Annotated in this window: 8 protein-coding genes; 5 read left to right on the top strand and 3 right to left on the bottom strand. The window is 41.9% G+C overall.

From position 1 onward, the window contains the following. Positions 1-1,025 precede the first annotated feature (1,025 nt). From BY457_RS07015 to BY457_RS07005, 3 genes are all read right to left on the bottom strand, one after another. Positions 1,026-11,690, bottom strand: coding sequence for a glycine-rich domain-containing protein (locus BY457_RS07015; protein ID WP_106152623.1), 10,665 nt, complete (start codon positions 11,688-11,690; stop codon positions 1,026-1,028). A 455-nt stretch (positions 11,691-12,145) separates the two neighbouring features. Beyond that, on the bottom strand, positions 12,146-14,473 hold the full coding sequence (locus BY457_RS07010) for a T9SS type A sorting domain-containing protein (RefSeq protein ID WP_106152622.1): 2,328 nt from the start codon (positions 14,471-14,473) through the stop codon (positions 12,146-12,148). A gap of 697 nt (positions 14,474-15,170) precedes the next feature. Next, a complete protein-coding gene (locus tag BY457_RS07005) occupies positions 15,171-21,062 on the bottom strand; it encodes a T9SS type A sorting domain-containing protein (RefSeq protein ID WP_181256412.1) in 5,892 nt (1,963 codons plus the stop codon). A gap of 1,298 nt (positions 21,063-22,360) precedes the next feature. Here BY457_RS07005 and BY457_RS07000 point away from each other — a divergent pair. The 5 genes from BY457_RS07000 to BY457_RS06985 all read left to right on the top strand — a co-directional run bounded on the left by BY457_RS07000 (position 22,361) and on the right by BY457_RS06985 (position 25,794). Then, positions 22,361-22,813, top strand: a complete 453-nt coding sequence (locus BY457_RS07000) for a S24 family peptidase (protein ID WP_106152620.1) — start codon at positions 22,361-22,363, stop codon at positions 22,811-22,813. Positions 22,814-22,975: 162 nt separating this feature from the next. Continuing rightward, positions 22,976-23,209: a hypothetical protein gene (locus BY457_RS06995; protein WP_106152619.1), complete on the top strand. Its 234-nt coding sequence runs from the start codon at positions 22,976-22,978 to the stop codon at positions 23,207-23,209. Next, positions 23,193-23,495 (top strand): type II toxin-antitoxin system RelE/ParE family toxin, encoded by a 303-nt coding sequence (locus BY457_RS06990; RefSeq protein WP_106152618.1) that lies wholly within the window; start codon positions 23,193-23,195, stop codon positions 23,493-23,495. Before BY457_RS06995 ends, BY457_RS06990 begins: the two co-directional genes overlap by 17 nt. A 441-nt stretch (positions 23,496-23,936) precedes the next feature. Further along, positions 23,937-24,155, top strand: coding sequence for a hypothetical protein (locus tag BY457_RS19225; RefSeq protein ID WP_258176653.1), 219 nt, complete (start codon positions 23,937-23,939; stop codon positions 24,153-24,155). Further along, positions 24,100-25,794: an ABC transporter ATP-binding protein gene (locus BY457_RS06985; RefSeq protein ID WP_258176646.1), complete on the top strand. Its 1,695-nt coding sequence runs from the start codon at positions 24,100-24,102 to the stop codon at positions 25,792-25,794. Before BY457_RS19225 ends, BY457_RS06985 begins: the two co-directional genes overlap by 56 nt. Positions 25,795-25,799 lie beyond the last annotated feature (5 nt).

Raw genomic sequence — 25,799 nt, 5'->3', positions numbered from 1 at the left:
AAAACTCTCAACCAACACATAACTCAACACCCAACTCAAAACACGATATAACCCGAAACCAACGCTCAACGCAGAACCCGCAACTCAAACACGGAACACTGAACCCAAAACCCTAATATCCCCCAGCCGCACTACCCCCTAACCCCCTGAAGGGGGAACCGCCAACCCACAAAACCTAAAACCCAGAACCTAAAACCCCGAACCCTCCTCCCCCCCCACACAGCGCAACTCAAAGTCCCCCTTGGGGGGATTTAGGGGGCTACTCTCTCCTTTCATCAAAGAAATTCCCCTATTTATCCAATCCTGTAGGCTGTTTCCTCATTTTTTGCAATCTTTGCGCATTGAAAATTAGTATAAAGGGAGAAGGGGAAACAGGTCTTATGCGTGATAGATAAATACCACCCCGCGAAACCTTTAGCACCCACAACCCGTAAGGAGAGAGATATATTACTATAAATTACACCAAACAGCGATTTGACCTGAATGAAAATCGGGAATAACATACATACTACAAGTAATAAAAAGGCCTACCGGAAACCGGTGTTGGAGGTGGTGGAGATTGATCGGGTGGTTCTGCTACAGGATCCATCACCTGGAGACCCTGGCCCGCCGGGAGGACCTGGAGGAGAAAACTATGAAACGACGAATGCCTCAAACTTCCCAAGCACAGAGCTCCCAACGCAACCCGACTACCCAAAGGAGAATCCTTTTGGTGGAGGATCTCCCACGTATCAGAGGTAATAATTCTCTCAAAAACGACATCCACAAATTAAAAAAGAAGCTTAATAATCTTCAAAGGCTGAGACTCCTGAAAAGGGAATTTCAGCCTTTTTATTTATTTTAACCTTGAGAAATAACGTGCTATAAGCCTAAAAAAGAAGCCCCGTTCCGACATTTCAGAACAGGGCTTCTTAACTTCACAGGGTTAATTGTGATATTACAGCCCCCTAAATCCCCCCAAGGGGGACTTTGTGAGAACCTTTCTTTCTAATATTGATTAAAGTTAATAGCGTAAGATGTCCTGTTTATCTTACCACTTTTCCTGTTTTCATGGTTCCTCCGGCATTAACACGAACCACATAAACACCGCTATTATCAGGCAAATCAACTTCGGTGCTGGATCCAATTGTTCGCATGCGACTAATCAAACGACCATTCACATCCAACACTTCAATAAGAGCACCTGAAGGCTGCAGCAAGTCCGAACTAATTCTCACAAGTGCATATTCAGTCCTTCCAATAATCGAAATATCTCCAGGCACATACTCATTAGAATTGTTAAGATTGGTTGGTATTTCCTGAGTTTTCTCCAGGTGGAGCACAAACCTGTTATGCTCATGCCCCTGATGAACAGGAACAAACACATATTCCGGATTTTCCTTCATATTCACCCACGCTCCTGTTTCCTTATCCTCCAGAAATACATCATAATTGGCTTGAAAGCGGGACAAATTAACCGAAATCTGTGTCTCCTCAATAATACGGGTTCTAACGCTTACAGGCAAAGAATATGCAGCCTCAGTCAACAAGGATTTCCCGTTAATACTATAAGCATTTCCTCCAATGCGGGTATAGATTTCAGGAATATTTTTGGAATCATTAAACCGCTTTTCAGAATCCTCTCTCCCCTTTTCATCCATGAAATTACCCGAAAAATAGATGACTGTTCCATCCAGGGCTTTTGAATTACTAATTTGCAGACGTATGATATTAACTTTCTGCGATTCATCAGTCCCTGCACTCTTCAATCCAACACTATTATCCTTAACCCTTGTTTCCGGTGAAACCGTCAATGTAGAATTTTCTTTTTCAGCCTTAATCCAAACAGTCTGATAAGGCGGAATATAACTTACATTTTCTGCAGTTTGACCAAACGCTTCGGGAGGCAAAGCATACACTCCCGGATCATCATCACCACCGTTGTTGTAAGTTTGCCAGGTACGCTCTCCACCAAAAGTCACCCGGTTCCACATGGTATTACCAAAATCACTTCTTCCCCAACCAGCAGGATCTTCCCAGTCTATAGCCGTTGGATATGGATTGGCAAACAAATGATGGTCAATTTCTGCAAAAGTTCTTGAAAACTCACCAACATTAATCTCTCCTTCATAATCCAATACTTTATTCTGATAATACCAGGTACTAACACCTTCCATCTCGGTTAAGTCAATATCTCCAACTACTCTCAACCACTGGTTTCGTCCATTCTTGTAGCGAAGAACAAATACCCAATCAATCGAATTCGGGTCATTATTCAAATCCCCAAACCATGAAGCTTTTGCTTTTCCATCAACTTCAGAACGCAAAGGAGAACCGATATACCAGTAATAGTTCTTTGGCATATTCATAACTACATTCCCGATTCCTGCTTTAGTTGGTGATTCCGGCAAATACAAAGCAGCCAATGCATCTGCGTCACTTTCAAGGGTTATCTTTCCATCATTTACCACATCTCCTGTAACTTCAAGCATCACCCCGGGCTTCACAACAAGGTTGGCATTCTCCTCAATGGTAAGCCAGGTAAGATCCATATCGGCGGTAACCTCCGGCGCATGAACACTATTACCGGAAATAGTAATATCACCTGTCGAAGGAACAACATTCGCGCACCAGTTGGCAACATTGTTCCAGTCGGCATCCTCTGTTCCCATCCACAAACCATCAGTGGCAACAACAGAAACTGTTATATCATTCGAAGTCGTGCTGCAACCATCTGCTGAAGTGGCAACCACATTCACAACGTCTGCATCCATAAGATTAACGGGTTCAAATGTTTCAGAAGCTCCATTTTGCCCGGAGACTCCGTTAACAAAGAATTCATAGCTCAAACCGGTTATTGTTTTGGCAGGAATGGCTGTAAATACGGGACTATTGTTCACACACAGGGAACCTTCAATATTTGACTCCAATGTGACGCCGGATATGGCTTCATTTACTGTAATTGCAATTTCTCTCGGATCACTCTCTCCGCAATTATTTTCAGCTGTAACGGAAAGAGTGCCACTTGTAGCTGAAATACCAAAGGAAAGCGAAACAGAATTTCCGGTGCCATTTATGGTTACATCCTCACCGGAATAACTCCAGTTATAATTCGATATGGTTACATCCAACGGAACGGTGAAAACCACATTGTTCGCTCCCTGACAAACTTCAGTGTCGTACTCGGAAAACTCACCGGGTTGATCTGCCAGAACCGGGAAAGTAATGGTAACCTCATCAGCTGAAATACACTCACCATTGCTAATTGACCATCGAAGCGTATAAGCAGAACCGTTTGTTCCTGAAAAATTACTGGTTGGTGAAGTAGGTGCATCAAAACTTCCTCCGTCACCTGAAACAATAGTCCATAAACCAACGCCTACATCGGCAGTATTTCCTTCTAATTCAACTGAAGAACCACCGCAATTTGACTGATTAGCACCAGCATCAGCTGTTGTTGGTGAAGCATAAACCGTGACGATCTCTTCATCAACCACACCTGTTCCGGTTCCATTATTATAGGTAAAACCTGTCAACTGGTACTCACCTGCCTGAGGCGTGGGAAGCGTGAAAGGCACTGAAGTAACTGTTACAGGTGTTTGCTCAACACCATCAATGGTATAAACCAACTCGTAATTAAATGGAATGGGTGTCGATGATGTAAAAGTAACAGGGATACCAGCTTCGGTTCCACACAATACACCGGCAGGTGTCAGTTTTGCTTTTGCTTTCACTGCATTTTGCGTAGCTGTGGTAAAGTCCTTTTGTCCTTCGGCAGAAATGGTGATCCGGTCATCGGTAACAACAGTACCGTAATTATTATCACCACTTGCTGAGGATTCAATATCAATCCATTCACCCACGTTATCATCATAGTTGGCAACCAACAAGTCAATAAGTCCGTTCATGGTCATCAGGGGAGTAACATCACTTGAACCATCCCAGTTGATGCCAATTCGGGATTTACTTCCATCCGGTGCACTGACTCTCCAATATTCTTTGGAATTCACATAAGTCACCGGATCGCTATACTGCGCATAAGTACTGTTAGGGGTAAAATACTCCACGGACCAGTCGATGGTTCCCCCCTGAGTTGCTGCAACTGTGAGCTTATTACCAAGTACCCCATCTTTTCCTACCGGGAAAGTAAATGATCCTCCCTGTAGAATTCGCTTAACCAGCGGGCCGTTCACGAAAGAACCGGAATGACCACCAGCAGGCGTTACACTATTGTAAGAGGTATTCGTAATGGTAAGAGATTTAGTCTCCGAGGTATTTATGATCCCGTCCGTCAACATCAACGTACCAGTAACTTCCGTTGCACCTTGAATGGACAGACCACTGGCATTATCAATCTCCAGATTATTGAAAGCATTGACTCCGCTAAAACCTCCGTTAGTCCCCCCTAGCATTTGCTCTGCATCACCGGCAAAACTAACGGTTGCATTAGCACCTGACCCGGCGATAAAGCGACCACTGTTATATCGCTCCATGGTTCCCTCAATAATTAGAGTTTCATTGTTCACACTATTATCAAGGGTAGCTCCATCAATCACCAGACTATTACAAATGCTTAATGTCTTAGCAGGCAAAAATCTACTTCCACTTCCTGAAACTTTTAAATTTGATATGGAAGTAAACAAATCAGCTACAATATTATAGTCACCATTTCCACCAAATTCAAGCGTAGAATTGTTGCCACAACCAAGGAAATCATCGTATTTACCGGCAGGCATTAATGCGTCTTCTACATATAAAGTACCTTCTCCGTCGATTTTTCCGAGATTATGCCCATAAGTTATTTGATCTACTTTGAGTTTATCATTAATGGTCGTTTTATAGGAGAATCGATAATTTTCATCGATTGTTACTTCGCTGTCTATAATAACGACAGCACCCTGTGGACCTTCATCCGAACAAGCCGGTGCATCGCCTACCGGCTGCCAGATAGCCGGATTGGACCAACTACCATTTGAGATCGATCTGTAAACCGGCACATCGTTAGGAATATCATCATCAACGCCGGCCATATATTCACCACTAATATTGGTAGCGCTTCCAATGTTAATGTGAATGATATTCTCATCTTCAACAACCTCATCTGCTGAATACTTAAACCAGTTGTAATCAACGGGATTAAGCCTTGCTGCAATATAATTTGCTTCATCGCTTACGACCTGCAATACATCATCATCGCTATAATAAAAATCTACATCGCCCTGAAAACCATCCAGTCCTGAATGCTCAACTTCCCAATAACAATCAAGAACACGATATGGATCTTTAGATGATGGATGTTTTGCATTAATAGCATTGACTCTGATAGCCCCGGCCTGGTTATTGCCGGTAAATTTCACTTGCACCGGTGTATATTTATCACCAATACCCATCGGATAAGTAAACTCAGTTCCGGCACTGTTTGCAGAGAAATACTTTTTCATTCCCTGGTTGCTAAAAACGCCGTCTGAAGAAATCATTTTACCGGAACCAAAATCATCTCCCAAAATATATGCATCCGAATTAAGGGTAAAGAGATACTGATTAATGTTCAAAACACCGTTGGTCAGAACGAAGTCATTCTTCAGAGTTACATCGTTAAGCAATCGGGCACCATGCCCATCGTTGAGTTCCAAACGACCATAAGCCCCTGTTCCGGAAATCTGATGCTCCTCTTCTCCTCCTGAAAGCACAACACCACCGGATACTGCACCATTAATATAAGTAGCATTGTTGATAAGATCACCATTTACCGTTACAGTAAAGTCATCAACCAATAACTGTCCTGAAGCCAGCTCCAGATTATCCCGAACTGTAACATCACGAATAAGAGAAACTGATGTAACAGGATTAATTTTCAGGTCATAGAAATCAGTTGCCGTTGATCCTTCAATGGTTTGTTCTCCACCATTGAAAGTAGTAAGGTTTTCATAATGATTATAGGTACCATTATTGATAAAGTCGCCATTAACGGTCAGGTTGATATTATTTTCATTATTGGCATCAAAAATGCTGTTTTCATTGTCAATATTAAGATTACCGTTCAGTGTTAGCGGACTCACCAGCAATTTAACCGTAGCATTATAGCCGGAATGACCTGTTATAGTAAGATTATTCAAAGGCACATTGGCATCTAATTGGTACTGTTCATCATTACCACTCTCTTCATTATCAAAAACAATATCTCCGTCTGTTACATTGGAAGATTCGGGACGCAGGTAAAGGTCTCCATAGCTGTTTCCGCCTCCACCACGAACAATGGTTAGCGTACCTCCCGACATATTAAATTCACTGCCCTGATTGAGGACTTCCAGTTTGGCATTGGTAGCGTTGGCATTGCGGCCATTTATAACTACCTCACCACCACTCTGTGAATAGCTGAGGATCCCACTTGTAGTAGCAGGATTGCGACGAACCTGGCCGTTCACCACCAGTTGACCGCCCTGAACCTCGATGGCAGAAGCGCCACCACCGGCATACTCAATGTCGTTATTATTATCGGGACTGTATGGTGCACCTACGAAAACATCCCCATTTACAATAGTGAGTTTACCATTCAGGAATAAGTCGTTGTTGTTGGTATTGTCATTCCCCATAAGCACACGAGCTCCGTTGGAGTTATCATAATCAACGAGCAATCCGGCCGTTGAAGGAATGGTAAACGAACTTTGGGTGGTAATAGTGAAATCCTGATTGGTATTGTCTCTTTTAAACTCCAGGGTTCCGTTTTGTAAGGTAAGCCAGTTGTCGTCAGGTGTTTCCAGATTACCGGTAATATCGATGGTGAGTTTGGTTTCCTGGGAATTGCCTTTATTAATGGTCACTTCATCAAAACGTGTATCGGGTGTACCTGATGTATTGGTAATTTTTGCATCATTATCACCAAAGAAAGTAACCGGAATATCGGTGAAATCGCAACCAGCGTATTCATCAACTCCATTTCCAAATGAAGCATTATTAATTAAACTTCCTCCAATACTGATGCTTTGGTTGTTGGCTCGACTATAAACCTGAATTCCTGCACCGTAGCTAACAACTAAATTCCCTTCTACTACAATATCCTGAGCTAAATCCCTGTTCCCATAATAAATCAATGCTCCCCCCACAATATTAAAATCGCCTTTAATCGTAATCGTCTTAGCTCTTCTTTGCGTGGGAGCTGTAGGATAATTCGAATCCCAGGTAGGCAAAAACCATGACTCGGAGTTCTGCCCCTTAGTGGTTAAATCTCCATAAATGGTAAGATCGGTGTTCCCGAAAATAATATTAGAACCCCCAACCGGAGAGATGATGAGATTACCATAGCTGGTTACATCATTGGCCAACCAATAAGTGGTTCCTGCCTCTGGGTTGGTCGTATATAACTCTGTAGTTCCCATTTCGGTATTAAACTCAGAGAAATCTCCATTTGGAAATTCAAAGGTACTACCTGAATTTTCCGATGGCCTTACTCTTAGGAGTCCATTGCCATTTGGATGCGAACGAACAATGCTGAATGTACTACCGGGATTGTATCCAACATCCAGGACAGATCCCTCTTCAATCTGTAAACTGGCACAATTCTGAACATCCCTATCAGGTGAAGTCGCATTTGACTCCAATGTCACTTCATGCCCGTTTCCTATCACCACTATATCACCTGCACCGGGAGCCTGAGACGGTCTGTCATCTTTGGCATGCCCACTTAATGACCAGGTGTGATTGTTGTTCCACTTACCATTTTGTCGACTGTAAAATATTTCTGATTCGCCAAAAGGATTGGTGGGTGTGTTATCCCCCGCCGTATAGTCACCCTCTATGAAATCCACATTAGTCAAAAAGCTTCCCCCAATGATATTATTATCTTCATCCACATCAATTGCATCTCCTGTTGACCAACTAAATGAATCGGATAAATAACGAGCAGGAACATATTCATCTTCATTAACGCTACCCTGACTTGCCACATAGGAGTCGTGGTATAAATATTCATGAGTTACAGTTGCTCCTCCCAAATTAAGGCCATTGGATTTAACCCGCCAGTGATAGGCCAATGACCTGTCTTCCTCTGTAGAATTAGGGTGTTCAGCATCAACAGGCACGACTGAAATGCTTCCATACGAGGCAGGAACACCATTAAGGGTAATTGTAGCCGGAGTATAATAATCTACTCCAACGGGAAAAACAAATTCTCCGGGAGCTGCGCAGTTTTTAGTTATCCCCTTATCACCTGATTGACCGGTTATTTGCACAAACCGATTGTCACCTGAATTGACAAAAGTCGCATCAGGGCCCAGCTCTAGGTTATTCGAACCGATATTAAAAAGTTTATCTCGCAAAAACGTAATGGTACCATTCACTCGGATGTCGGAATTCAACACAATTGGTGCAAGAGAACCATTATTGTTGTTTAGATGCAGATTGCCCAGCACTCCTCCTCCTTCAATTGTTTGTACGTTTGCTCCATTGAGTTCAATGTGTCCTTCACCCGCATGAATTCCTCCACAGGCAAGATTACCCTGAACATATACAACTTTGCCACCATCGTCAAAAATACCATTTTGTAATCGCATATCTCCGGCAACATTCAAGCTGGTGACAGCTCCGTCCAAGTCAATAATACCGCTGGATTTGTTAATTGAAAAAACATTCAATCCACCCGAACCATTATCTACTATTCCATCAATTGTAAACGTCTGGTCATCTTTGCCATTAAATAAGGTGGTATTGGAACCGGAATTGTACGAACCATCTGCTGCAACCGTAAAATCCCCACCAACTGTAACATCCATATCATTGGCATCGAACTCTCCATTGGTTAAACTCAGGTTTTTGAGTACCGTAAGCGGAAAATTATTGCCCAACACCACGTCGGAACCTCCACCTGAGCGGTTGACTACAAAATTCCCCAATGGCGCATTTGTTCTGACAATTAAGTCATTATTGCCATCCATCGGGAGAATCTCAAATGCACCGCCCGTTACATTTATGTTATTGGCACCTGCAAAAATATCAACGGCATACCCGTTGTTACCGCAAGCATCGAAGATCTGTACTTTACCACCGGCCATCATAAATACGTTGGACGCATCGTTGATGTTGAAAGTTCCCATACTCCCGTCAAGCCCACCTGTTTCTCGGTCGGTGTCAATAGTTGCCAAACCTTCAGCTCTCAAATCTACCGGCGAGTTATATTGGTTCGGTTGCCGCTGAAACCGTCCGCGTAAAGCCACAACTCCACCTGTTTGCTGATAAGAGGCTAACCCGTTATTACCACCCGCAGCCCTAATTTGCTTAGCATCTAAATAACCACCACCAATTTCCAACTGACCTGAAGCCACATCCCAGGTAATGATACCGCCCGATTCACGGGTAGAGAAATAGCCATCGTTTATGCTTAGTTTACCGTAAACAGAGAAAGATTGAGTTCCGCCGGAAGCACGAACACCGGCTTCATCATCACTGCCCAAAGAAGTCCCATATGCAGCATTAATTTCCTGATACGAATCGGCGGTAGTCAATACTATTACTTCTGGCCCTTTCAGTTCAAGTGCTGCATTAGCAGGAATGTAAAAATCACCATTGGGGGAACCACCTGTACTGGCTTCTGTTAAAGTTGGAATAACTGCCAACCCATCAAGCACCATGGTTCCGGTGCGCAACCACAGGGCTTTTCGCAAGTTGGGATTGGCACCGCCACCTTCACCACCTAAATCATTCCGGCCAAACAACCGGAAGTTGCTATAGGCAGTCGATTGAACAGTGAGTTTGTAAGTCTGGTCACTTCCTTTGTCCAACACCAGGTTATAGAAGTCGGTTTGTCCATTAGCGTACAACACATTATCGGAAGCCCCCTTAAAATAGACAGTCGCAATTCCGTTATTGGGAAAACTGTTGAAGTCGGGTGCATCCTGGTTGGTAAAACGCACGGTACCGTTATTGGTGAAATCACCTTTCACAACAACGATATGGGAATTGTTATTGTAATAGTCAATAAAGGGAGCCGTCCCTCCATTGGTGTCATTTGTCACAGTATTTCCTTCACCTACAGAAATAAAACCATTTTCCTCAACAATAACATCTCCATTAATTTCGAGAGAAAGTCTGTTGGTTGCACTGTTATTGTTTATCCTGTAAATCCCGGATTTAACATGTAAATCGCCATTGAGGATAATGTTGTTTCTTTGAGTTGCCCTTGCCCCGGAAGTATTAATCAACAGATTATTGTAAACACTTTGACTTTGAGGCAGCTGAAAATTAGACGCATTATAATACTCGGTTGTACCGCCATTGACTTCCACAAAAGTGTTTATATCACTCACCGACGGGAAATAGGCAGAGGCGATTTTGAGGGTTCCCTGACCTTTCAAAGAAAAAAGCCCCGATGCAAATTGGTTACCTGAAAGATCTAATACACCACCTTCATTAATGGCAACTCTCAGATTATCAACATCAATATCATTGGATAAACTAACTTTACGCCCAGAAAGGATATAAACCTCATCGTAACTTTCGGGAACACTGTTGCCCACCTGGGTTGTTCCACTGGGGTCGTGTGTCCAAATGGTGGGTTCGTTCCAGTCGCCCGAACGGTAGGAGTAGTATTTGTTAACATCGGGAACGATGGATATTTCTTCAGAAACAATTGCTGTGCTATGGTCAGTATCGCCAAACCAAAAATTCCCTTCATTTACCACATCGAAAGTAAGGTTATTGGCGCCCATTGTTGCTGGCGCTGTAATCTCCAAATTATAAGTCCTTTCAGCGCCCGGGGCCAGATCATTGGCGTCAACACGTACCATGTAGTCAGGCTCCTCATTCCACTTAACACCTATATTGATATCGGGATTGCTGTCTGTCCAGGTTGCCTGACCGGTATTTTTTACTGTAACAGAAACTGTACGGGTTTCTCCGATACCCCAGACCGGGTCGCCTATATTCGCTGAGCTAAACTCGGAACGGTAGGGAGGTGTATAAGTTATACGAATAAAACCACTTGCACCTAAGCCTCCATCATTATTCCCAAACCATCCTCTTTTTGCACCACTTCCTCCACCACCATATTGCAATCCATCACCACCATCAGAATTATTTGTCACACCATCTGCTCCAGCACCTCCATGCTCTTCTTTTTCAGCACCGCCTGTTTGACCAGATGCAGAGTTCCCGTTTCCAGTACTACCAGCAGCGCCACCGCCACCGCCTGAATAATACGTTGGCCTCCAACCTCCGGTATCTCCAGCTTTTCCACCATTTCCACCTGAATAAACAACATCACCAATGGAATTTGCAACAGAACCACCAGCACCTCCATTTTCATTGTTAACAGGAACACTTTTCCCTCCGTCAGCAACTACCATATTCACTGCAAATGAAGAATTCCCTCCATTTGTTCCAGAATTCCCTCCTTCTCCAACAACAATATCGTAGGAGACTTCAGGCTCCACAGTTAAATCACTTTTGGCATAAGCACCACCGCCACCGCCACCGGCTTCTCCTCTACTGGTTCTGTTACCACCTCCACCGCCGGCGCCCCAGGCTTCAACCGTAATTTCTGTTACACCCGCGGGTACAACAAAAGTACCATTTGATGTGTAGGTTTCGGTTATATCCTGGGCTTTAGCACCAAAGGTGAAAGCCAGCAACAAAAGCATTAAGGCGATAATTCGCAAAAAGAAATTATTAACTTCTTTCTTTTTTAAACCAACAAAAAATGCGGGGTAAAGCTGTATCATAACTTTATTATCTAAATAATCAGAATTCTGTTTTTACTTATTTTAGCAGGCAAAATTAGGGCACATCTGGACTTTTATACCCAACATAAATCAACCAAGTTGGAACTATTACACTAACCTGTTCAAAACATTGACTAATGACATTAAATCATAGATTTTCATTGGTGTCCGGTTAATAAATTGAGATTGCTTCACTACGTTCGCAATGACGGATCTTTGCAGGGTGTTGAGGGGTGGTAGATCAAAAAAAAAAGAATTTTTATCGAAACCAGCCTTCCTAACTAAAAAGCCCCGTTCCAAAAATATGGAACAGGGCTTTATCTTCACAGGGTAATGAAGTGATACTGATTGGAGCCCCCTAAATCCCCCCCAAGGGGGACTTCTGGGAATACACATGGTTAATTTACAAGTTCTCTTTACACATTTGGCCCATGCCTTAAGAACAGGAATAATATCTATCTGGCAACCTTTTCAGTTTTAATGGTACCGCCGGCAATAACACGAACCACATAAACACCATGGACAACAGGCAGTGAAACTTCAGTTTCTGAACTTATGGTATTAACAGTATTCAGCAAACGTCCACTCATGTCCAGCACTTCAATGGTTGCTGGTTCAATGCGAAGCAACTCAGAACTAATGCGTACCAATACATCTTCCTTTTGTCCCAAAATAGATATCTGCTCATCAGTTTGGGTTTCCTCCTCGATGGATGTTGCTACCGACTGCACTTTTGAAAGGTGCAACACAAAGCGGTCATGATCATCTCCCATCTGACGGGGAGTATAAGAATACACAGCAACATCTCCCATATTTGTATAGGAGCCTGTTTCTCTATCTTCCAGAACGACCTCATAATTATTAGTGAACTCCTCAAGGTCAATCGAAAGTTTTACTTCTCCTTCAGTTCGGTTGCGAACGCTGAAAGGGATCGAATAATTGGAAGCTGAAAGCGATGGAAGACTATTAATGGCAAGTGGCTTATCATCTACTCTTGTATATAATTCAGGAAAAGCCTTTGAGTCATTGAACCTCTTATCTCCATCAAAACTATCATAGCCACTTGCCCCATTATTATTAAAGAATATCACCGTTCCGTCATCTATTTTATCATTGGCAGCCTTTATTCTTAAAACATTCATTTCGGAATGATTCTGCGAACTGGCATTCTTAAGAGGTAAAGATCCTTTGGCTTTCACTTTTGAATTTTCGGAAACAGTAAAGGTTGCATTACTTTTTTCTGCTTTAATCCAGACTGTCTGATATGGAGCAATAAAACTTTCATTTTCTTTTGAATACCCCAACACTTCAGGATCAATGGCAGAAAAGAAAGTATTGTAAGTTTGCCAGGTTCTGTATGTTTTTCCATCAAAGCCCTTGCGGGTAACCCGAAACCACATAGTTTGCGAGAATTCCGTTCCGTCACGATTCTCTTCTTCCAGCACATCCCAATCGATAGAAGTTGCATAAGGGTTTCCTAGCAAATAATAGTCAGGCTGACCATAAGTCGCAGAGATATCTCCTGCATTCAATTCTCCTGTATAATCTAGCTGCTTTTCTTCATCATAGTACCAGGTACTCACACCCTCAAGGGGATTTAAAGCAATATCTCCAACAACCCTTAACCACTTATTCTTACCATTACTTTCTCTGAGAACAAAAACCCAGTCTTTCGCTTTTGTGTCATTATTAAGACTGCCAAACCAGTCTGCCCTTGCGTTAGCCAATGGCGTACTCAGATACCAATAGTTATTCTCAGGAACTTTAAGTTTCACATTGGCCTCTCCTACTTTGGTTGCATTTTCAGGGAGCATTAAAGAAGCCAGTTGATCTGCTTCTGACTCTAAAACAAACTGACCGTTATTAGATACATCTTCTGTAACCTCAAGCGAAGCACCGGGATTTATTACCAACTTAGCACCCTCTGCAATCGTAAGATTTGAAAGTGTAATATCACTATTAATTTGAGGAACATTTCCTGATATTTCAATTTTCACTGAAGAATCAAACTTTGGCAGTTTATTTCCTTTCCAGTTATCCGGATTAGACCAATCAGCATTTTCTGAACCAATCCATGAGATTACCGGATTTAACATTCCAATACTTTCAATAAGATCTTTAAGATCGCCATCTTCACCGCTATTCAAGAGATCATCCATATCCCCGTAAGAATTGTCATTTTCTAAAATACTTCCTTCAGGATAAGAAATTTCGGCATCGGGATTGATAATGTATAAATCATCAGGTTTGGCTTTGAGCCCTCCTCCTGAATGCGAGAAGTCTCCACCAACAATAAGGTTACCTTTATTCTGTACATGGGTATTAGAAGAGGTTGAAAAGTCACCTTTCACGATGATATCTCCATTTGATTTCAGGTTACTTCCGGTAGATGAAAGATTACCATGTACAATTAAAATACCCCCTTTATCAACCTGAATTCCGGCAGAACCTTCCAGATTACCAAAAATCTCAACATACCCGTCTTTGGTAACTGTCAGTCCGCTCCAATTATTATTGTAATAGTTTTCTGTAACAATAAAAGTTCCGTTGACGACAACATCTACCGGATTGAGTTCTCCGTTTCTTGTTATACTGCCATTGATGGTCATTCTTTTATCCACAATACCATCAGCAGAGGGTGCGTTACCCTTTTTCCATACATCAGTTTGCTCAAAATCACCATCAGCATTACGCTCAGTTTCGTAATCGCCACCTGGTTTGGCATTGATGTTCAAAGCTCCAACAAAAATTAACCCAATTAATGTGTAGTAAAAACGTTTCATAATATCACTAAATTTAACCCTGTTCAAAAATTTCACCTCGTTATTGAGGTTTCTGTGTAGTTATACAGGGATCATTAGTGTTTGTTGAGAAGCTTTGACGAACTGCTGTGACACTCTTGATGAATGGAAATCTTTTTTGGATAAAAGTAAAGAGAACTTTTAATAACTTAAAGTTGTGGGATTAAGAAAAGTGGATCATCATAATAGTGTATACCTAAAAAAGTTTATCACATAATTCATGAAAATAAAAATGGCTTAAGCCATTTCTTTTTCTTTTGTCCACGAATTTTACGAATTAAACGAATTTTGTCACACCTTTGGTGCAACTAAAAACGGCAACACCATATAATAAAAGCTTTAACAGGTTTTAAATTTGTGGACTAAAAAATAATTGCAAAGCAATTATACTTAGAAATTTTTCAAGTAAATCCTTACTTAAATAATCTGTTAGGTACGCATTCTTATAATAAGATAAATAAGCAGAAGAAGCCGTAAAATTAGAGTTTAGGTTTCACCCTTTTGTTTTTGACAAAGAAATCACAAATCCTAAAAAAGCCCCGCTTCCAACGTTTTGGAGCGGGGCTTCTTAACTTCACAGGGTTAATTGTGATGAGGTGGCCCCCTAAATCCCCCCAAGGGGAACTTTTCCGGAAGCTTTTATTGTATTGATCAATTTAACAACATCAAAATGTCGTGATTACCTAACAACCTTTTGGGTCTTAACAGTACCTCCGGCATTTACACGAACCACATAAACGCCATTCTCTGAAGGCAACGCTATTTCCGTTTCTGTATCTCGGGTATTCTTATTGGTAATCTGCCGGCCGTTAACATCCAATACATGAATGACTGCTTCTGAAGATTGAAGCAATTCAGGACTGATCCTTACCGCAGCATAGTCCTTTTTCCCAATTATTTGAATATTTGATGCATCGTCAACGGACTCTTCAATATCAGTAGGAACTTTTTGAACTTTGGATAAATGCAATACAAACCGGTCATGATCATCCCCCATGATACGAGGATTATAAGCATACTCGCTCACATCTCTCATATTAATCCATGAGCTTAACTCTTTATCTTCAAGCACCACATCATAAGCATCTGTAAATTCCCTTACATCAACAGACAACTTAACTTCTCCTTCTATCCGGTTACGAACACTTAATGGAATGGAATAAGCGGTTCCTGAGAGCTGTGGCAAACTGTTAATTGCAAGAGGAGTGCTATTTAGCATGGTATATAACTCCGGAATCGCTTTTGAATCATTAAACCGTTTATCACTATCAAAACTATCTCTACCTGAATCTCCAGCATTGTTAAAGAAAATTACCGCTCCATCTACTGTTTTATCGTTTACCGCCTTAATTCTTAATACATCCATTTCTGAATTATTAGAGGATCCTGCACTCTTTAACGGTAATGCTCCGGTATGCTTTACTTTGGAATTCTCCGATACAGTAAAAGTAGCATTGCTTACATCCGCCTTAATCCAAACAGTTTGATAAGGGGCAATATAACTTTCGTTCTCTATTGAATAGCCGAGTTCCTCTGGATCTATTGCTGAAAAAAATGTATTATAGGTCTGCCAAGTTCTGTAAGTCTCTCCATCAAATCCTGTTCGACTAACCCTAAACCACATTGTTTGTGCGAAGTCCAAACCATCACGGTTCTCAGCCTCTAAAACATCCCAGTCAATTGAAGTTGCATAGGGGTTACCAAGCAGGTAATAATCCGGTTGCCCATAAGTAAAAGATATATCTCCCTGGTTTAAAGTACCAGAATAATCCAATTGTTTATCCTGATTGTAATACCACGTACTTACTCCTTCAAGTGGATTCAATGGAATATCTCCAACAACTCTCAACCATTTATTCTTTCCTCCGCTTTCTCGCAGTACAAACACCCAGTCCTCTGCGTTTGGATCACTATTCAAATTTCCAAACCATTCGGCTCTGGCATTTGCTAGCGGTGTACTTAAGTACCAGTAATGATTCTTCGGAACCTCCAGCTTCACATTAGCATCCCCAACCTTGGTAGCATTTGAAGGCAACATTAATGACGAGAGATTGTCGGCTGTTGATTCTAATACAAACTGGCCGTTGTTGGTTACATCGTTGGCGATGGTAAAGGCAACACCCGGTTTTACAGTGATATTTGAACCACTCTCAAGAATAAGTTCGTTAATGGTTTTGTCCTCTTTTATCACCGGGAAGAAATTACCATCCACAGGATTTCCTGGAATATATACTTTATCGGTCGGAACCTGTTCACTGCTCCAGTTGGCTGTCACGTCCCACTCGGGGGTGTAGCCGGTCCATTGATTGTCTGTTGCAATTACTGTGTAATCTTCAATTTCGCCATCTGTACCATTCAAAAACTCAACCCTTAAATGGTAGGTTCCTGTTGCAACATCAGTGGGGATAGAAACAAATCCCTGAGCAACCTGATCTTGTTTCCAACTAAAATCCTTTATCATCTCTGAAACTTCAAAAGAACCATCCTTGTCAAAGTCAACATAAACTTTTAGGTTAGCTCCACCAGAAACGTACACATACATTTCATAGGACATTCCTTTGGTCATACGGGCCTCTTGATCCAGAAACAAACCATAACCTCCGGCTGATCTTTCGTATGTATAATTCTCAATACCAGCCAGTTTCACGGCGCCAATGTGTTGCAAACCTCCCAAAGAAACTCCGTTATCCTCAGAAACAGTTATATCCTGTGAGGTTACCGATGCCAAAACACCCGAAGTAGCCTCTAAAACATAAGTTCCTACAGTTCCAAAAACAATATCAGTGAATGTAGTCACTCCGGCAACTGATGTCCCAGGAAAAGTACCGCTAACCCCTGCAGGAGTTGACGTCAACGAAACATCAGAAATATAATCATTGTCAATATTCCCATTGGCATCGGTAGCGAGCACAACCGGTTGTGTAGATAAAACAGTACCTTCAACTGCATTGACCGATGGATGCTGACTCCATCGAAGTTCTGTTGCATCAATTGTTACTGTACTGGTATTGCTCTCTGCCTTATTGGTACTTGAGGCATCAAATGAAGAACCATTGTAAGCGACTATATCACTTCCGAATAACTGAAAATCCAGCACCCCGTTATCCACAGATGTATCCAGAGATTCCCGAAGCCATATTTTCAATTTAAAGTTTTCGGTTCCATCGTCTGCCACACTAATCATATTTTCCTGATCGAAGAAAATGCCTTGTGTCTGAATTGAACCATAGGCAATTAGTGCATCAGAAGCATCATACAAAGCTGCTCCTCCTATTACTTCACGCCAGTTGGTCAGCAAATTCTCAGTGCCCGGGGTAATGGTCATCTGATGAATGTCTGTTGGTTTTGCATCTCCTGAACTAGCATCTTTTATATCAAAAGTAAATACCTCAACAGCTTCAGCCTCGGTTTCTTTTAGTGAACTTAGTGAAGCAACTCCACCGGCTCCATTTGAAACAGTTGAGGTATTGTCGTAGGAGCCTGTAATGGACACATTATCGATTAAGAAACCGGGAGATATGGTAGCTGGGTTATTATTCACACCCTCTATTGTGGCAACAAATTCTAAGGTAACATCAATATTTCCATCAACGGCAGTAGGTGAAATAGCTTCAGGTGTCATAGTCGTGGTCCATGATGAGTTGGTACTTGCAAGTGAAGAATAATTCCATTCTGAAGCCGAATTGTTATCTATAACATTTACAGTGATACTACTTTCTGTACTACTACCTTTATAAAACAAATAGTCAAATTGCAAAAAAGTACCATTTGAAAACGCAGGGCCGATAATATTTTTACTCAACGTCAAAGTCGGAAGAGGATCGTTCTTCCCAACAATAACCTGAGAAAATTGAGCATTTGCACCTCCATTATCCGAAATAAAAGCAACATTAGAAGTATTGCCATTATCATTAACAGGTTTACCTACAAACCAAACATTAGCCCCAGCAGAACCCTTATTCCAACCTGTCAAATCTCCTTCAAAGTCCTCAAAGAAACTAACATTATCCGGGACAGTAACAGTAGTATTACCAACAACACCCATAGAATAAGTCAGTCCATTTTTCTGGAAGACCTTATACTCATAGGTCTGCCCGGGCATTACGTTTTCGTCATTATGACTTACACCTGTTCCGACATAAACCACTTTTCCCCCTCCATCAAGAATGTCTCCCACAAAATAGGTATCTCCACTTGTTAATTCTCCAAGAGGTTCATTATTGATTCCGGAAACTATGACAACTTCCAAATTTTCAGCTGCATTAGTCCAGGAAATATTATTTTTCAGTCCTCCATTATTTTCTACTAAAACATCAGCGACAGGGCTTAGTGTTCCGGTTATACTGACGTTGTCAACAACAAAACTTAACGTTGAGAAGTTTGAATCATCATACAAGTTAAATCTTAATAATGACGAAGCACCAAATAGTGTTGAAGTACTAAAATCCCCTGATGCACTATTCCATGTAGATTGATCCACAAATCCAGAAAAAGTCAATTCCTCTGACACTCCACCATTCTCAAGAAATACTTTTGCATTATTGATATCGTAATTATCTGGAGCAGAATTCATACGTCCTCCTATCAAATAATCAAAACTAACCGATATATCTGTAAAACCTGCGAGATTTACAGGAAGTTCTAATATTGTTGGAGCATTACTACCACTATTTACAGACCAATCAGTGGTAAAACCTCCGTTATTGGAAACATAAGCAGAATAATTTCCATCTTTGGCCTTTGCTTGTCCGGCGTACCAATCGTTATTTCTAAAAGGCTCCGTATTCCAGTCAAAACCTTCTTCAAAACCATCAAAAAATGGTAAACTGCCCGGCAATACTGTGGAAGCTGATAACGCAGTACTGTAAGTATTCGCTGTAGAAACTGACCAGATTTTATAATTGGCCCTGCTTTCGCCTTCTATATCATGGCTAAAGGTTGTTGCTGCACCTTTGTATATTACTTCTCCTCCGCCAGGTAGGATATCTCCTTCGGCATAAACTGCATTTTCATCTGGCGAACCTAATGTTCCGGAGGGAGAATAAGCGATAAGGACATCCTGGCTTTCAGAATTTTTTTCCCATGACAAATCAATCTGACTCACATTTATTACTGTGGCAGAAAAGGATGCAGGTCGCTCTACCGACTTACCTGTGATCATTACCTCATCCACACAGAATGAAGGTTCGTGAACCCCGGTGTAGGATGGATCGTTTTTCCAATAAAACTCAAGAGTAATATCATGGCTGAGCTCAGAAGTGATATCAATGACTTCCTCTTTCCATTTGGTTTGCCCCGACAACCCTCCAGCTGTCATTCGTGTACCATTAATATAGACATCACCATAATCGTATCCGGCTTTTCCTCCGGCTTTCCAGAAAAAGCTCAGTTCTGCACTTTTGTATTTATTTTTATCAAGGTCAGCCGCAGAAATATTTACCAGAATAGACTCCTCAAAAGAATCTCCTGTATTTTCGGCATAAACGGGTATAGCAGGCGTTGCACCTTTTTGAACAATATGTGCTGATTGACTACCCCGATAAGAAGTTTCAGTTCCATTGGGCAACCAAAAATCTCCGTTGTCAATATTCAATGACTCTATTGTCCAATTATATTTTGTACTCGTCCATGTGGCCTGATCCGGTGTTCCCTGTGTAATATCTGTTATTAAATTTGTCCCTTCAAAATCCTCATAAAAAACAGTAGATGCTCCAATCGTAGTACCATTAGCCGTTTGTCCAGCCAGGGCATATTCATGAGTGATGGGATCGTAACTCCAAATCTTATAGTAGCGAGTCTGGAACTCATCCAGTCCCGACTCAGTAAAAGAAATACCGGTTCCACTCATCAAAACGATGCCTGTATTACTCCCGGCAGGATCAGTTACTGCATAACTGATACCGGTTTGAGGGACGAAATCAATTTCTCCGGCAGCACCTACAATCAGGTACTCTAAATTATTTTCGGGCTCAGTCCATGAAAGTGAAATTGAACCATTGGTAATTTCTGAAACTTTAAAGTTTTCCACTTCAGCCAAGTCAGAACCAATTACCTCAATGTTATTAATTGTCCAACTACCTCCAAGCTCATTGGTTCGTAAAAATGCGACATGGACAATTTGTCCACTCCACGGAGTCAAATCCACCCGTTGAGGTGTTTCGATAGTTTGCAAGGAAGTCCACTGTTCAACAGTTACAAAATCGGAAACATCAGGAACTGTAACTCCATCACCCTGAGCAATCATAACGGCAAAAGCAGATCCACTTCGAGCACCTCTGACATCAGAATACTCCAGAAAATTACTAACATCCTTTAATTGAAGTGCAGGAGAAATGGCCCAATCTTCCGAGACCCGTTCGCCTGATTGTCCATCTCCATTGCCGACACCAATCGACAAACCATCCCCTGAGAGACTCCACAAAAGCTTGGAAGCATTTTTCTTATCGTAAGCGCGTTGAATCCAGCCCCCATCATCAGCCTTGGCATATGGCAAATCAATCTGTCCAAGCGCCTCAAATCCAACACTCGACCCTATCAACAGCCCTATCAATACTATGTAAAACTTCTTCATATCACTCATTTTTTTAACCCTGTCAAAAAGTAAATCATTCCCATTTCGGGAATCGCTTAGCAATATATACACGCGCAAGAGGATTTGGTTAAATACCTTTGAGCAATGAACGCAGAATATTGATGAATAATCAAAATATGCGGATAAAAGTACACATAACATTTATATACTTTTTTGTACAAAAAACAACCAAAACCAACTGTAATACTGACAATTAGACACATAAGTGAATCTCACAAAAAGGGAGGAGGAGTCAGAAGAGCATGAGGATGGGTAGGGATTAGATTGAGGCTAAGATTAAGGCTGAGGTTGAAACGAACTTAACAGACAGAACACACCTTAGGAGTCTAATAACTATTCAAAGAAGCTCACAACCCATCAAATAAACCACTCAAATCACTGAAATAAATTTATTAAAATAATTCATTCAACCATTTTTCGAGTCTTATTCGGGGCTTCTGCGACTCTTCTTCGGCTTTTCTCCGACTCTATAGAGTGTAACAGCAGTCGAAAAACACTCGAAGCAGGGACGAACGAGGTACGACGGAGGATCGGAGAAGCCTCAAAGAGGTATCGAAGAGGCATTAATTTCAGCATAAGAAAAAAACAGTATTCGAAAAAGCCTTGGGTTTTTAATTTCGTTCTTCGGAGGTACTTCTAAACAACATGAGTTTATTACCCACGCTTTAGCCGGGTCATATCGGTAACCGGGAAATAGTCTTCTGCAGCCGGCTATTCCGGAATTTTGTGCTGCATAAGAGTCCCCCCGCTGAAGCAGGGGGCTATTCTCATAGCCAAGCAACAGCTTTTTTGAAAAACGGCGAAGCCGTTAATGTCGTACTTCAAGCGCAACCAAAATTCGTAAAATTCGTGGACAAAAAAGTAATTGCGAAGCAATTAGCTTATCCAGCTAATTCTCATTTGATTTTCTTTTATTTATTTGGTTCTGGCTATGCCAGGTTAGGGTTAAGGAGATATTTTGCCCCGAGTTCACCAATGCATTCGACACTTTCATCGTCGATATGCTATATTTTGCGAAAGCTATAACCATAAGCCGGCTTCAGGCTATGTTTCTCTCAAATTTGAAAGAATTACCTGAACCTCAACCTTAGTCTTAACCTCTTTGATCCTACCAAGCTTTAGCGTAGTAGGAAACCTCTTTGATCCTACCAAGCTTTAATTCCCACATCCCCAAAACACTTCCCAAAGTCCCCCTTGGGGGATTTAGGGGGCTTTCTTTCCCCTTTGGGGGATTTAGGGCGCCGTATTTTTCCCTATCTTAGCACCAAACCACCATCATGACTACAAACATCAAACAGTACCGCCAGTGGATCGACCAGTTGCTCGATGAAGGCCGAACCGTGCAGGTGCCGGTTTACGGCATGAGCATGTTCCCAATACTGATGCCGCGCGACACGGTGCAAATCAAACGCATCGCCTTTGAGGATATGAAGCCAGGTCATGTTTTGGTTTTTGAGCAAAACGGGCAATGGGTGGCTCACAGACTGGTGAAAAAAACAACGAAGAATCAAACACTCATCACCCGTGGCGACGGCCTCCCATACAATGATGCACCGGTGGATGCAGACAGAGCCAAAGGTATCATTACCAAAGTCATCAAGACCCGGTCGCCGTTTGCCTGGAGCATAAACACAAAGATTGACCGTTTTCTGGTGTGGACAGGGCCGGTGACGGGAAGACTATTCTGGTTCGCAGGGAGAGTTGTGAGTTGGGGATTGCAGATTAGATAGAGACGCACGATCGTGCGTCTAACAATCCCAATTTCCCATTTTTCGGGATTGAAAACCATACAAGGTCTAATTTTGGACATCGTTCCCGAATTCATAAGAAACAATACAAACATTTGCTGCTTCCCAGGTAATCTAATTATCTTTGTGAAAAACAAAACACTTATGGATATTCAGGATGAAAAAAAGAATCTAATTGAATGGATTTTAAAAGTAGAAGATCCATCAGTTCTCTATAAGATAAAACAGCTTAAAGAGGATTCTTTAAACCAAAATAAAACCACATTACCCCCCAATCAGGGAGAAAGAGACTCCATAAGGAGAGGTTTAGAGGATTTTGATAATAACAACACACATTCCCATCAAAAGGCTCGTGATATTTATGCAAAATATCTATAAACTCATCTGGGCAAATGAAGCCTTACTGAGCCTAAAAGAAATCATTGAATATCTGGAAGCAAATTGGACGCAAACAGAAATAAAAAAATTTGCCAGATTACTCGACAAACATTTGAACTTACTCCTAAAAAATCCATTTCTATACCCAAAAGACCCGGCGCTGCATAATTTAAGAAAAGCTGTTATCTCAAAACAAGTTTCTATCTTCTACCGCATCACATCAACCGAAATTCATATCATTTCTTTATTTGATAATCGACAAAACCCACAGAAGATGAGGAAATAAGTTGCGGAGCAACTCCACATCAACAACATTTCATTGCTCATTGATAATTGATTATTGAACATTGAAAATTTGTTTTATATTTGAAAACAATAGTATCCTAAACATTTTCCCAAAAGGGATTTCATCCCTTAAACCCTGAATTACTTTTTTTTGTTTTGACACAAAAAAAGTAATCATAAAAAATTATTACATGATTATTGCTCCGCTCGACAATATTCAAGCAAGCTTGATATTGTTCTCACTAAACGCAATAAGTCAAGACTTAGCCAGCTTTCGCTCTAAAAACTACGATTCTTTCATCGTAATCGTCAAAACTCATCTCGCTTGCTGCGCGCACGAGGTTCAAACAGAGACGATTTTACGATAAAACAACCTTGTTTTTAGGCTTACCTGCCAAGGTCAGCACCCTACAAGCCCGCCAGTTCTGTTAAATTAATTATTTTGGACAGGGAAAGTTTGAAAAAACTCAAACAACCCATGGCGCCAATGCGTCTTCATCTTAAAATCAACCACCATCAAAAACTACCGTCAAATAATCACCATACTCCGCTACATCTGGAGAAGCTCTCCCGGATGGACGCTTCTCAACGGACTGCTATTGCTTGTGCGGGGTGTCTTACCGCTGCTACTGCTTTACCTGGTAAAACTGCTGGTGGATGAGATACAAGTGGTTGCCACCAATCCGGGAGGTGAGGATGCCCTTAATCACTTGATCGCTTTATTGATCATTGCTGCGGTGGTTTTCCTAACCAATGCTTTGACTGCCTCTTTGGGTGCGCTGGTACGTGAACGACAGTCGTTTGTCATCTCCGACTACTTCGACAACCTCATCCACAACAAAACCACACGCATCGATTACGGATTTTTTGAACATCCCAAATATCAGAATGTATTTTTCAGAGCGCTGAATGAAGCCTCTTTTCGTCCGTCACGGATATTTTACGGCATCATCGGATTGCTGCAAAACCTCATCACACTCACTGTAATGGGCGGTATCTTACTGATGGTTCATTGGTCGGTTTCCATTGTTTTGCTGGTGGTAACTCTGCCAGTTACTTTTATCCGGTTGCGCTATGCACGGTCACTTTTCAATTTTAAACGCGAAAATACAGATCGGGAAAGAAAAGTCAACTACTACAACCGACTGCTGACTTCCCGAGAATACGCAAAAGAATTAAGAACCTTTGATCTGGGGCCGCTTTTCAGGAAACGGTACCACGAACAAAAAAACGACTGGCGACAAAACCAGTACCGGATGCTGAAAAGCAAAACCATTCGGGAAGTAGCTGTTCAGGTACTGGCAGCCATTGCCGTTTTTTCGGTTTATGGCCTTATCGCCTACCGGGCATTTCAGGGTCAACTCTCCATCGGCGATGTGGTGCTTTATTTTATGGCTTTGCAGCGGGGCTATGCTTACCTTCAGGAATTCCTGGGACGCATATCGGGATTGTATGAGGATTCGCTCTTCCTGAACAACCTGTTTGAATTCCTGCACCTGAGAGAATCCCGTCCCCCGCTGAGAGAAGAGGAACGCTACCCCTTCCCTGCCCGTATGAAAGAAGGCATCCGATTTCACAATGTAGGGTTTCATTACCCCGTAAACGACCGGTGGGTCGTGCGCAATGCATCTTTTTCGGTCAATGCCGGCGAAACAGTAGCCTTAGTAGGCATCAACGGTGCCGGCAAAACCACTTTGGTGAAATTACTCTGCGGTCTTTACAAACCGGTTGAAGGAGAGATCCGGATTGACGGAATCCCCATCGATCATATAAAGTGGAAGGAACGGGTCGATAACATCAGTGTGATCTATCAGGATTTCATGCTTTACAACGTAACGGCTCGTGAAAACATCTGGTTTGGAAATGTAAGACGGGAATCCTCAGATGATAAAATCACTGATGCGGCTCGCCAGGCAGGCATTCACGAAATCATTGATGATTTTGCTGATGGTTACGAAACCACGCTGGGAACCCTCTTTGAAAACAGCGAACAATTAAGTCCCGGACAATGGCAACGGCTGGCTCTCGCACGTTCATTTTTCAACCAGTCGCAAATTGTTTTGCTGGATGAACCTACCAGCGCCCTGGATGCTTTTTCGGAAGCCAAACTGCTGAAATACATCAAGACCATCACCGAAAACCGAACGGCTGTCATCATCAGTCACCGACTCTCCACCATCAAAATGGCCGACCGGATCATTGTACTCGATGGACATCAGATCGTGGAAGAGGGCCATTATGAGGAGTTGTTGCAAAAAGAAGGGACGTTTTACAGTATGGTGGAATCGCTGAAGCAATGATTAAT

It is taken from the genome of Marinilabilia salmonicolor, from assembly GCF_003003035.1.
In the GTDB taxonomy this organism is placed as follows: Bacteria; Bacteroidota; Bacteroidia; order Bacteroidales; family Marinilabiliaceae; genus Marinilabilia; species Marinilabilia salmonicolor_A.
Note: the sequence above shows the minus strand (reverse complement) of the source record. Positions and strands in the feature narration are given on the sequence as shown.

Coding starts and splice junctions, on each gene's coding strand:
- BY457_RS07015 (WP_106152623.1), bottom strand. CDS start 11,690: ATGATACAGCTTTACCCCGCATTTTTTGTTGGTTTAAAAAAGAAAGAA.
- BY457_RS06990 (WP_106152618.1), top strand. CDS start 23,193: ATGCAAAATATCTATAAACTCATCTGGGCAAATGAAGCCTTACTGAGC.
- BY457_RS06995 (WP_106152619.1), top strand. CDS start 22,976: ATGGATATTCAGGATGAAAAAAAGAATCTAATTGAATGGATTTTAAAA.
- BY457_RS07005 (WP_181256412.1), bottom strand. CDS start 21,062: ATGAAGAAGTTTTACATAGTATTGATAGGGCTGTTGATAGGGTCGAGT.
- BY457_RS07010 (WP_106152622.1), bottom strand. CDS start 14,473: ATGAAACGTTTTTACTACACATTAATTGGGTTAATTTTTGTTGGAGCT.
- BY457_RS07000 (WP_106152620.1), top strand. CDS start 22,361: ATGACTACAAACATCAAACAGTACCGCCAGTGGATCGACCAGTTGCTC.